Below are 12,539 nucleotides of genomic sequence, written 5' to 3'. Positions count from 1 at the left end.
CTTTAAGAGACTCAAAAATACAGAATATTCATAATGTTTTCACCAAGATGTTGTTATAGTTAACATCAAGCCGTGGAATTAAGTCTCGTTTTATTGAGAATAATCCCCATTAATAAATCCTTTCCCAAGTTTTCGTTTCAAAATTGTAGGCTTTAAGGAGCGTTGCAGGATTTCCAGCAACTACAGAATAGGGAGGGACGTCTTTTGTAACTACTGATCCGGCTGCTACTATTGAGTGCTTTCCAATTGTCACCCCTGCAGTAATCACTGAATTAGCTGCAATCCAGCAATCATCTTCGATTATTATTTGTTTTGAAACAATAGGTTGTTTAGAAATCGGTATGTCTATTTCAAGATAAATATGATTAAGCCCACTCACTACAACATTTTGTGCGATAATGATATTATTTCCGATGTGGACTGGTCCAATTATTGTATTTCCGATACCTATTAATGAATCATTCCCAATAAAAACATTTCCTACACCATTATTTATTGTGCAAAAATCTTCAATCACAGAATTCGAACCCAGAGTAAATTTATTAAAAGGCAGAACATCCAATCTGACATTAAACCTTATTTTACTTCCTGACCCTCGATTATGGAAGAACGGATTCAAGAACCATTTTACCCAAATTCTTGGGCGTGCTTCATTCTTTGGAATCAATAATCTATGTACTATCTTTTTAAATGTAGGATTGCCTTTAATAATGTTGATTACTCCAGTCATGTTAATAAGTATATGAACTACAATATTAGTATATTTTCTACAACAAATATATATTTGACGATTACTACTTCAATTTATGAAATCCTATAAGAAAATCTTATTATCGTTATCTTTAACGTTAGTATTATGTGTAAATGGATATTTCCTAATGGCCCAACAGCCTGCGATTCTCCCAGAGATATCTTATTTATTTATGGAAAAACTCATTGCAACAGCGAAGGAAAATTATCCAAGGGTGAAATCGCTTAATAGCCAGGTAGAAGCGGCGAAAAATGATCTTAGTATTGCTAAAACATCATGGCTTGAACCATTTTCTTTTCAATATGTTGTAAGGTCTAATCAAACCAATACTAATTTAGTTACAGTCACTACTCAAGATGTTTTAACTGGATATCAATTTGGTGTATCGTTTAATCCTGCATCTTTATTCTCCAAACCTGCAACTGTAAAAAAAGCAAAAAAGCAAGTAGAAGTTGCTATCTATAGTAAAGAAGAGTACGATTTAAGTTTAGAGGCGGAAGTCAAAACTCGTTATTTTGCATATCTGCAATCTCAAAAATCATTAAGGCCACTAACAGACGCACTATTAGATGCGGAGAATAATTTGAAAGTTATTAAATTGGCTTTCCAGAAGGCAGAGGTCAAGCTGGCAGATTATAATGCAGCCTCAATAAGTTACAATCAAACTTTTGCATCTAAATTGCAGGCAGAAACTACCTATTTGACGGCCAAGGCTGCACTAGAAGAGTTAACAGTTAAAAAACTCGAGGAAATAAAGTAATGGACGAAATAAAGAAATTTATATATATCCTTAGAAAGTATTTGTTGGCACTGATTGTTGTGCCGATACTAACAGTAATTGTTACTTATTTCTTAGTTAGGAATATGCCCGATACTTATATATCTCAAGCGGATATGGCAACTGGGATTGTCGATGAAACTCAACAATATCAACAACAATCACTAGGACAAATTGGTGTTTTGCCGAATGATCAAATCAATCAGCAATTCAGTAATCTAATGGCAACAATGCGCATAAAAAAAATGCTCGATCAGGTGTCCTATACATTAATATTACATGATTTGACTTCAGAAAAGCCATTCAGGACGCCGAGTGGTGCTGTTCGAGATCTAAATCCTAGTGCTAGAGCCCATGCTATAGCGGTTTATAGAGAGCTTTTTGCAAAAAAAAGCGCCTTAAATTTGTGGGATAAAGATCAAAATGGTATTTATAATGTGTTGAAGTCTATGCATTATGATAGTGAAAGTATTAGTGATAAACTTACTATTTTTAGAGCTGGCGCGAGTGATTTTATTACAATTCAGTTTCAATCAGAAGATCCTACATTATCCGCTATGGTGGTCAATACCTTGGTGCAAGAATTCATCTCATATTATTCAACGTTGGTAAGAACCAATAAGATTAAGGCCACTGAATTTGTAGGTGTATTGCTTAAAGAGAAGAGTGATACATTAGCCAACAAAATGGCGGCGTTAAAAGAGTACAAAATTAGGAACAGAGTTTTGAATTTGGATGAACAATCTAAGCAGCTTTATACAAGTATTAATGCTTATGATGCAAAAAAACAAGAGGCTGTGCAAAATACATCTTCATATGCTGGTGCATTAAATGAAATTGATAGAAAGTTCACACCGGATGAACGTAAATATCTGGAATCGACAATCTCTAAAATCAATCAAGATATTACTGGTACAAAGCAAGAGCTAAGTGCAATGTATGATCATTATTATAAGAGTGATTTCGAAGATAAATATAAAGTTTCCATAGATTCTCTTGAATTAAAGTTGAGTTATGAAATAGGGCAATCTTCAGATCAATATATATCCAACCCGCTTGCGGCCAAAGAAGCGCTGGTTCAGCAAAAGATAGACCTTCAGATTAAGCTAGATCTTTATAGGTACAGTATTAATGCGTTAGAACAACAACTTAGTAAGTTGAATAATCAATTTGATCAACTTGTTCCCCGTGAAGCAGAGGTACAGTCTTATGAAATGGAAATTAATATTGCAACTAAGGAGTATATCGAAATATTAAATAAGTATAATCAGTCCAGTTTAGAGTCAACAATACCTATTAAAATTAGTATGATTCAAGCAGGAATGCCTGGACTTCCTCAGCCCTCTAAGAAAATGTTGTTGGTCATTTTGAGTGGCATTATCAGCTCAATTTTTGTTTTTATTGCTTTATTTGTTGTGTTTTTAATGGATAGAAGAATTCTTTCAGGTGAGCAATTGGCTAACAAAACTCAATTACCGGTATTGGGGATTATTCGTAAAGCCGATGAATCTTCAATTGATTTAAGACAGATTTGGACTGACAAAGATCATTCTGAGTCGATTTTAAAATTAAAGAATCAATTAAGGTCTATAAGGTATGAGATAGAAAATGACTTGAGTGGGAAAATCTTGCTGATTTCCAGTTTAAATGCAGATCAGGGTAAAACATTCCTTACACTGAGCCTTGCCTTTGCATGGATTAAGACAGGTAAGCGGGTTCTAGTAATTGATGGTAATTTTAATAACCCTAATATTAGTAATCAGGTTGGTACCTCACTAGGTTATTTAGAAGATTACTTAACCGGGTTAATTTCTATTGAGCAAACACAAAGTGATTCTTCGCTTTCTATACTTAAAAATAGGGGTGGAGACTCTTCTTTGGTAGAAATTACCAGCTTTGAGCAAATTAAGATTAAGCTTGATCAGTTACGGGGATTCTATGATGTCATATTAATAGAGTCTTCTGCTTTAGATGTCTTAAATCAATCAAAAGAATGGTCTACTTTCGCAGATGGTATAATCGCTGTATTTAATTATGGGAGTACTATTTTTAGAAAGGAAAAAAATGCCTTGACTTATTTGAAGGGAACTGGATTGTTTTTAGGGTGGGTTTTTAATAAACTACCTTCAAATTAGCAATGATTTACTTGGAATATATTTGGTTTATTATACAAGCTTTATTCGGTTATAGTTTGGTTTTGCCCATTGTTCTTTTTGTAGCATGGCGACTCACTTCAAAAACAGATTTAGTTAAAGATTTGTCAAAGGATGAAGAAAGTGATTATGCAATTATTGTAACTGCATATCAACAAACTCATACACTGAAGGCAGTTGTTGATTCTATTATAAAAATGGAATATCATAACTATTTGGTATATATAGTAGCAGATAATTGCGACGTGACAGATTTGAATTTTAGTGATTCGAGAATAATATTGCTTAGACCAGAAATAGTTTTAGCTAGCAATACAAAATCTCATCAATATGCATTGAACCACTTCGCTCGCATACATAATAATATAACTATCATCGATAGCGACAATTTGGTTCATTCAAACTATCTTAAAGAACTAAACTATTTTTTTAATTGTGGATATATTGCTGTGCAAGGTGTTAGAAAAGCAAAGAATATTAATACCAATATAGCCGAACTAGATTCTGTAAGAGATATATATTATCACTTTTATGATGGTAAATTATTATTTGAGCTTGGTTCTTCTGCTACACTCGCTGGCTCTGGAATGGCTTTTACATACCCAATATACAAGCAATTTCTGGCAGAAAACTCCGTATCAGGAGCAGGGTTTGACAAGGTTCTGCAATCATGGTTAGTTGGTAGTGGTAATAGAATAGCATTTGCTGAAAATGCCATAGTTTTTGATGAAAAAACTTCAAAATCAGACCAACTAGTCCAACAAAGAAGTCGATGGATCAATACGTGGTTTAAATATTTTTCTAACGGGTTTAAAATCACTTACTATGGAATGAGGAACTTGAATAAAAATCAATTTTTGTTTGGGATAGTTTTATTAAGGCCTCCATTATTTATTTTTATTTTGATCTCGGGTTTATTTATGGCAATTAGTTTGTTTACATTTTTTTCAATATTTGTAATTTGGTTAACTAGTTTCTTGTTGTTTATTTTAGGGTTCTATTTATCACTAGCCTATTCAAACGCAAATAAAAGTGCATATAGATCTCTCTTTGGAGTTCCAAAATTTATTTATTTGCAGGTAATATCATTATTGAAAAGCCGGAATGCCAACAAGAATTCTGTAGCGACCACCCATTACCAAGATAAAGGTATTGATGAAGTTTAACCATAGTATATGAAGATTGAGCCCGCTAAGAAAGATAGACGTAGAATTGAAAATTTTGAGAAGTTACTCCCTAAAATTTGCTACTATTTAGCACTTCTTGTATCCGCATGCTCAGCTTATTATTTCTTTATAAGGATAGTTTTTCTTTAAGCATAGAGAAATGAATATCATGATATCAACTGATAAAATATCACCGTTTAAACTTTTACTAGTTTTATCGATAGTGGCAATTTTGTTTGTTTTTGGAATTAGCAAATACGGTTTCTCAGTGGTGTTGATGGCGGGAATTGTCCTAGTAGCACTACCGCTTGCATTTTGCGTTATTGTTTATCCTAAATTTGGTATTTTAGTATTATTGATTTCTAGTTATCTTATTATGTTCACCAGCAGGTTAGGGGTTAACTTTCCTGTGGGAACCTTGATGGATGGACTACAATTACTGCTAATTATTGGATTTTGTATAACTCAAAAGATAAATCCAAATTGGAAAATATTAAAAAATTATACTTCTTTGCTGGTTTTGATTTGGGTAGGATACAATTTGCTACAATTTTTTAATATTACAGCTGAATCACAGTTAGCCTGGGTCTATACTATAAGGTCTGTAGCAGTAGTGATGCTTATGTATTTTGTTTTTCTTAGACAAATTAATTCTATTGAATTTATTAGACTAATCATAAAGGTATGGATTGGTCTGGCTTTTTTTGCTGCTTTGTACTCATTCAAACAAGAACATATTGGGTTTTTTAGGTTTGAAGAACAATGGTTGGCTTCAGACCCTAATCTTTCTACTTTATACTTGATTATGGGACATTGGCGAAAGTTTTCCATTTTCTCAGATCCAGTAGCATTTTCTTACAATATGGTTACCTGTTCTATCCTCTGTACAGTTTTAATACTCAATGTAGAGAAAATGTATATGAAGGTGATCCTCGGTGCTCTTGTAATATTCTTTTTGGTAAATATGCTTTATTCAGGAACAAGAGCTGCTTATGTTTTGTATCCTGCAGCGCTGTTTTTATTTGCTATTTTAAAATTAAATTACAAAGTTTTAATATTTTCGTCAATAGCCTTTTTATTTCTTGTTGGATTGATCTTTGCACCGATTTATACTCCTATGATTATGCGTTTTCAATCGGCGTTTAGGCCAAGTGAGGACGCATCGTTTAATGTTAGGAAAATTAATCAGAAAAGAATTCAACCTTATATTCAGCAACATCCTTTTGGAGGTGGACTAGGTTCTACCGGAACTTGGGGAGAACGTTTTTCTCCTGACTCTTACCTTGCCAAGTTTCCGCCTGATAGTGGTTATGTTAGAGTAGCAGTAGAAACAGGATGGTTTGGCATTTTATTGTTTTGTACCTTGATGTTTGTAATATTAGCCAACGGGATCAGAAATTATTATCGTATACATGACCCTGAGCTGAAAAATTATTGTCTGGCAATGATTCTTGTTATTTTCGCTTTAAATATTGGGAATTATCCGCAGGAAGCAATTGTACAGTTTCCTCACAGTGTTTATTTTAGTTTATTTGTAGCATTATTGCATGTTACTTACTATCTTGATCGTCGAAAGAAATTAGTTAACGATAATATGAAATAATGAGTTTAATAACAGGTAAGCATATTATTGTTGTCGGATTACAGCCATGGGATACTGAAATAGGTAGTAATTGTAAAAATATTGCTCTTGAATTTAGTAAGAATAATAAGGTGCTCTATGTGAATTCTCCTCTAGATAGAATCACAAAATTAAGAAGAAAATCTGATCCCAGTATTGCGAAACGAATAGATATTTTGGATGGAAAGAATGAGAGTTTAGAATTGGTTTACCCCAATCTTTGGGTTTATTATCCAGATGTAATTATAGAGTCAATTAACTGGATTAAAGTTAAATTGATATTCGATTTTCTAAATAAGCGAAACAATAAATTGATTGCAAAATCTATTTTTAAAGCATTAAAAAGGATTGGATTTAAGGATTATATCTTGTTCAACGATAATGATATTTTCAGAAGTTTTTATTTAAAAGATTATTTAAAACCAGACATAAGTATTTATTATTCCCGAGATTATCTATTAGGAGTAGATTATTGGAAGCATCACGGGAAGGATTTAGAACCTAAATTAATTGCAAAAAGTGATTTATGCGTTGCTAATTCTTTATATCTAAAAGAATATTGTAAACGTTATAATCCTTTTTCTTATTATGTAGGCCAAGGATGCGAATTAAATATGTTTCAAAATGTCAGTAATAATTTTATTCCGGATGATCTTCTTACTATTCAGAAACCAATAATAGGATATGTTGGTGCTCTTCAATCATTACGGTTGGATCTTGAGCTAATTGGATACATTTCAAAACACTTGCCAAATTTTAGTATCGTACTAGTAGGACCAGAAGATGATGAATTTTTAGGCAGCGCGCTACACGATATATCAAACGTTCATTTTTTGGGTAGCAAAATGCCTGAACAACTTCCCGCGTACATTAATTCATTTAATATTTGTATAAATCCTCAAAAGATTAATGAAGTAACTGTTGGAAATTATCCGAGAAAAATCGACGAGTATCTTGCGGTTGGTAAACCCGTAGTCGCTACAAAAACAGAAAGTATGAGTGTTTTTGCTGACCATGTTTATTTGGCAGAAACAAAGATGCAATATGTTAATCTGATCCAGCAAGCTTTGGATGAAGATAGTCATTCAAAATCTTTAGAACGTCGTCAATTTGCAGCCACTCATACTTGGGCAGCAAGCGTTGGGGAAATATATTCTGCTATTCTAAAAAATTATAAAGTAATAAATAGCGTCGAAAAGTAAATTTTATTGATATTTAATGACGTAATTGACTTTTACCAAAATAAGATCAATTTGTGATTAAAACATTATGAACAGAACTAAATCTGCCTTTATAGGAGCTATATCTTCTCAAGTATTTACAATCAGTGCTATTCTGTTAAATCTGGCAACAACACCGTTTATACTTCACCACCTTAACTCTTCTATTTATGGTTTATCGATCATTATATTTCAAATAACCACTTATCTCGGTATGTTTGATTTTGGTTTAACAGCAGGTGTAGAGCGATTTCTTGCTGGAACTCGTGAGGACAGCGAGGAATCAAAAAATAGAATTCAGAAGATTATATCTACCTCGTTCATTGTATATGCGCTGATGGGCTTAATTGTAGTCGTAATTGGAAGTGTCTTTGCGCCTTTTGCAGCTGAAATATTTGATATACCTGCTGGGTTCAGTAAAAGTGTACATTACATAATTATTTCCTTGTCGTTCCTTGTCGGTTTTCAATTTTTATTAAGGGCCGTGTCAGGCATTTTCTTTGCTCATCAAAAGCAATTCCTTTCTAATAGTTTGTCATTTGCCTTAAACATAAGTAACATACTGTTTACTGTACTTTTCGTTTACCTTGGATATGAATTGTGGAGTTTTGTTTTTGCTCAGGTATTAGTGTTCTTATTTAATTCTATTCTGACCTTATATTTCTTCAATAAACACTATGGATATGTTAAATTCACAACAAAAGACTTTGAATTTTCTTTGCTAAAGGAAATGTTTTCGTATGGCTTTTATTTATTTATTATTGGAGTAGCTGTGCAAATTGTATTTCAAACAGACAGGGTAGTTATTGGTTCTATAGTGTCATTATCAGCGGTGTCTGTCTACGCACTTACCTCGAAATTACCAGAAATGAGCTCTCAATTGATCTGGAAAATTACAGACAATTCTTTTCCGGGTATGGTTGAGCTTTCAAAGGGAGCAGAGATTAATCCTTTTAGAAAGATACATGACAAATTAATGGGGCTTACACTTTCCTTGTCTACTACAGCATTTTGGATTATAGCAATAATGACGGCGCCATTTATAAATCTCTGGATAGGTAAGAACTTCTTCGCTGGTCAAGATTTCGTTTTTCTTATATGCTACCTTTATCTTGTTCAGCTAACTTTTATACATGTTAGTTCAATGTGTTTAAACGGTGCAGGTATCGCCAAACAACTTTCTTTTATGTCAATTTTGGAGGCAATTTTAAATCTCGGTATATCCATATATCTAACTAAATTGATGGGCTTGAAAGGTGTTTTGTTTGGGACTATAATTGCCGGACTACTAACTTCAGTTTGGTATGTGCCATATCTCACTAGTAAGTTTATGAAAATTTCAATTAAAGAATATTTAATCTCATTATTGAAACCCATTTTATTCTGCTCTATTTTTGATGTAGTTATATTTTTTCTTTTCAGAAACATATTTTCACAAATTTCAAGTTGGTTCTATTTAATGTTATATTCAATGATATTTTCAATTCTAGTTGCTATTCCTATGGTTTGGTATAACTGGAGTTTTATTAAAGATGTAAAATCTAAATTGTTTACTAAAGGAGCGGGATAATCTATTTTAAGAAATGGAGATTAGTTTAAAAAACCCAAAGGTATCTATAGTGATGCCTGCATATAATTCGAGAGTTCATATTGTTGAGTCTATCAGAAGTGTTATCGATCAAACCTATCAAAATTGGGAGTTGATTATAATCGACGATGGATCGTCTGATGATACCTTTGCAATTGTTGATGATATCTCTAAAACTGAGCCTAGGATTAAGCTTTCAAAGCAGAAGAATCAGGGTATAGGAGCTACAAGGAATAATGGATATAAACTTTCTTCTGGAAGCTGGGTCGCATTTCTCGATCATGATGATTTATGGCAAGCGAGAAAGCTTGAACAACAAATTGAAGTTTCGATTTCGAACCCAAGCCTTAATGTTATATTTTCCGGAGGGTGGTTTTTTTTTAACAATAACCTAGAAGAATTGACTGAATATAGGACTATATATGGTGCTTTTAACAGTAAAGAGATGTATTTGAAGCAATTGGAGGAGAATTATATTGCAACGTTGTCTATTATGGTAAAGCGATCATTAATCGAAGAAATTGGCCCTTGGGATGAAAGGAAAATAATTCAAGGTTGTGATGATTATGACTATTGGTTTCGAATGGCTAAAGCAAAAGCCATTTTTTACGGTATAAATGAGCATCTTTTTTACTATCGTAAACATGATAATAACTATTCTAATGATGGTGTGAAGATGTTCATTGCGGAAGCTAATGTACTTGTTAAAAACTTTGATCGGAATATTTTGAATACACGCAGCAGCATCAAAAAATTTGAAAAAAAAATTCATTCAATCATTCTTTCATTAATTCGGATGGGAGAAATAGTTAAAACGCTCGAAGTATTAGCAGATCTTAATATAATATTGCCTTCGATATATGGTCGGGCAAGCTATAATGTGTTAAAAAAGTTCAGAGAACATTCTTTACTTATGGTCAAATTGCTATTTAAGGCACAACGTCTTATAAACTAATTATGGGTATTTTGTTTCGGTTAAAGAGAGTTTTAAAGATACTTCTAAAGAAGTTAGGTTTATTCAGAGTGTTTCCAAATGGATCATCTATTCATATTGCGGAGGATTTTAGGATAGGATTATATCCAAGTATAACTGTATCTAACAAATCAACCGTAGTAATAAGCAGTAATGTTGAAATGCGTAGATACTGCAATGTTATTGTTGAAGAAAATGCGCAGCTCATTATTGAAGAAAATGTTTTCCTAAATAACTACTGTTCTATCAACTGCCATGATAGAATAAGAATTGGTTCTAATACTATCATTGGTGAAGGGGTAAAATTTTATGATCACAACCACAAATATACTCTAAATCCTAGTTTAGATATCTTTAAAGATCAGTTTACGAAGGCAGAAATAAACATAGGAAGTAATTGCTGGATTGGAAGTAATGTAATTATACTTAAAGGCGTGATCATAGGAGATAATGTTATCGTTGGAGCAAATTGCTTGATTTTTAAATCAATCGCTTCAAATTCTATTGTGAGGTCGAAATCAGAATTATTAATTAATGACATAACAGAAGGTAATGGATAGCAGAAAACAAGGGCTTAATTTAGTTTTTACTATAGATGAGAATTTCGTCAGGCATTTTTCAGTAGCATTAGTTTCGGTACTGGAAAATAACAAAGACCTGGATCTAAATATCTTTGTAATACACGATATAGAAAATTTGAATAAGCTTACCGAGGTGATCGACTTTTTTAAGGCGAAATATGATTTTAAGGTTAGGTTGTTATCGCTTGATAACTCTGTACTTGCAAATTTTAAAGTATCCCTTCATTTATCAAAAGCTGTATATTTCAGATTGTTTTTACCGGAAATCTTACCGAAAGATTTAGATAAAATCTTATTTCTTGACTCAGATCTAGTTGTAACAAATACCTTGAGGGAGTTAGCAGAATTTAAGTTTACAGATCAAGCGCTTCTTGCTCAGAATGACATCGAATTAGATATAAATATTAACAGATTGAACGAGATGGGTTTTCCGGTCAGGAGTTATTTTAATGCGGGGGTAATGCTAATCAATCTAAAATATTGGAGAGAAGGAGAATATTCTAAAAAGCTGTTGGATATTGCGGATATGTATATGGATAAACTGAGTTGGTGGGACCAGGATATCTTAAATATATGCTTCTATGATTCATGGGAATACTTCGATAAAACATACAATGCTTTGCATTTGAGGAAAAAATTAGATAAGTTACCTATAATTGTTCATTATGCAGGACCTTCAAAGCCTTGGCAATATATGAACAGTAATCCTTATCGATCTCAATACTGGAAATATCAAAGACTTACGCCATATAAGGATACTCCGCTTGAAGGCCACACTTTAAAGAACATTTGGGAAAAAAATTATGTTCATTATAAAGTATGGCTAATTAATACGTTTACTGATAAAAATTACTAGCATAATATGCAGATTGTACATGTGATTTTAGTACACAAAAATCCTTGGCAAGTTAAACGTCTTGTCGCTAGTCTTAGTCATACAGATTCTCTAATTTTTTTGCATGTCGATAAGAAAGTCAATATAGACCCTTTTAAAGCAGAATTGACATTACCAAATGTACATTTTGTAAAAAAAAGAGTTAGTGTGAATTGGGGTGGGTTTAGTCAAATAGAGGCTGTTATAAACAGCTTTAAAGAGTTAATTGAAGTTCTGCCCGAAGTCCAATATGTTAATCTTTTAAGTGGTCAAGACTACCCAATAAAATGCATATCCCGGTTTCATAAGTTTTTAGATGTCAATCCCGGATATGCATATATGGAATTTCAATCTTTTGAAGATCCATGGGTTGTTGCTGCGTTAGAGCGGTTTAATAAGTATCATTTTTCTGACACTAATTTCTTGGGGAAATTCATGATAGAGAAATTGATTACAGCTCTGTTTCCTAAGCGTGTATTTCCTGAAAATTTTAAGCTGGCAGGTAGGTCTCAGTGGTTTACTATTGATGGAGAGTGTCTGAATTACATCTTATACTTCATTTCCAATAAGAAAAGCTTATATAGAAAATTCAAGTACAGTTGGGGTGCTGACGAACTGGTATTCCAAACTATTTTATACAATTCCCATTTAAAGGATAAACTAGTAAATAACAATTTACGATACATTGACTGGTCAGATAACCAGTCAAGTCCGAAAACCATTACCATTGATGATAAAACAAAATTGATTGATTCAACTGCATACTTTGCGCGTAAGTTCGACATTAACGTTGATGAGGAAATTTTAGACTTTTTAGATGAACAATTCCAATAG

Annotated in this window: 11 protein-coding genes; 10 read left to right on the top strand and 1 reads right to left on the bottom strand. The window is 32.8% G+C overall.

Going from position 1 to position 12,539, the window contains the following annotated elements:
• Nucleotides 1-109: 109 nt before the first annotated feature.
• The gene (locus ACVWYN_RS06260) at nt 110-730 is read right to left on the bottom strand and encodes an acyltransferase (RefSeq protein WP_457287976.1); all 621 of its coding nucleotides are present in this window, start codon (nt 728-730) and stop codon (nt 110-112) included.
• 76 nt (nt 731-806) lie between these two features.
• Between ACVWYN_RS06260 and ACVWYN_RS06255 the strand changes: the two genes are divergently transcribed.
• The 10 genes from ACVWYN_RS06255 to ACVWYN_RS06210 all read left to right on the top strand — a co-directional run bounded on the left by ACVWYN_RS06255 (nt 807) and on the right by ACVWYN_RS06210 (nt 12,539).
• The gene (locus ACVWYN_RS06255; RefSeq protein WP_457287975.1) at nt 807-1,511 is read left to right on the top strand and encodes a TolC family protein; all 705 of its coding nucleotides are present in this window, start codon (nt 807-809) and stop codon (nt 1,509-1,511) included.
• Nucleotides 1,511-3,664, top strand: a complete 2,154-nt coding sequence (locus tag ACVWYN_RS06250; protein ID WP_457287974.1) for a GumC family protein — start codon at nt 1,511-1,513, stop codon at nt 3,662-3,664. Before ACVWYN_RS06255 ends, ACVWYN_RS06250 begins: the two co-directional genes overlap by 1 nt.
• A gap of 2 nt (nt 3,665-3,666) precedes the next feature.
• Nucleotides 3,667-4,848: a glycosyltransferase gene (locus tag ACVWYN_RS06245; RefSeq protein WP_457287973.1), complete on the top strand. Its 1,182-nt coding sequence runs from the start codon at nt 3,667-3,669 to the stop codon at nt 4,846-4,848.
• Between the two features lie 160 nt (nt 4,849-5,008).
• Nucleotides 5,009-6,451, top strand: coding sequence for an O-antigen ligase family protein (locus tag ACVWYN_RS06240; protein ID WP_457287972.1), 1,443 nt, complete (start codon nt 5,009-5,011; stop codon nt 6,449-6,451).
• A complete protein-coding gene (locus ACVWYN_RS06235) occupies nt 6,451-7,671 on the top strand; it encodes a glycosyltransferase (RefSeq protein WP_457287971.1) in 1,221 nt (406 codons plus the stop codon). Before ACVWYN_RS06240 ends, ACVWYN_RS06235 begins: the two co-directional genes overlap by 1 nt.
• A gap of 67 nt (nt 7,672-7,738) precedes the next feature.
• A complete protein-coding gene (locus ACVWYN_RS06230) occupies nt 7,739-9,259 on the top strand; it encodes a lipopolysaccharide biosynthesis protein (protein ID WP_457287970.1) in 1,521 nt (506 codons plus the stop codon).
• Nucleotides 9,260-9,272: 13 nt separating this feature from the next.
• Nucleotides 9,273-10,232, top strand: a complete 960-nt coding sequence (locus tag ACVWYN_RS06225; protein WP_457287969.1) for a glycosyltransferase family 2 protein — start codon at nt 9,273-9,275, stop codon at nt 10,230-10,232.
• 2 nt (nt 10,233-10,234) lie between these two features.
• Nucleotides 10,235-10,810 carry an acyltransferase gene (locus ACVWYN_RS06220; protein WP_457287968.1) on the top strand — a complete coding sequence of 192 codons (576 nt, stop codon included), beginning with the start codon at nt 10,235-10,237 and terminating at the stop codon, nt 10,808-10,810.
• Entirely contained in the window at nt 10,803-11,687 is an 885-nt protein-coding gene (locus tag ACVWYN_RS06215; RefSeq protein ID WP_457287967.1) for a glycosyltransferase family 8 protein, read from the top strand. Before ACVWYN_RS06220 ends, ACVWYN_RS06215 begins: the two co-directional genes overlap by 8 nt.
• A gap of 6 nt (nt 11,688-11,693) precedes the next feature.
• Entirely contained in the window at nt 11,694-12,539 is an 846-nt protein-coding gene (locus tag ACVWYN_RS06210) for a beta-1,6-N-acetylglucosaminyltransferase (RefSeq protein ID WP_457287966.1), read from the top strand.

It is taken from the genome of Pedobacter sp. UYP24, from assembly GCF_054057295.1.
Note: the sequence above shows the minus strand (reverse complement) of the source record. Positions and strands in the feature narration are given on the sequence as shown.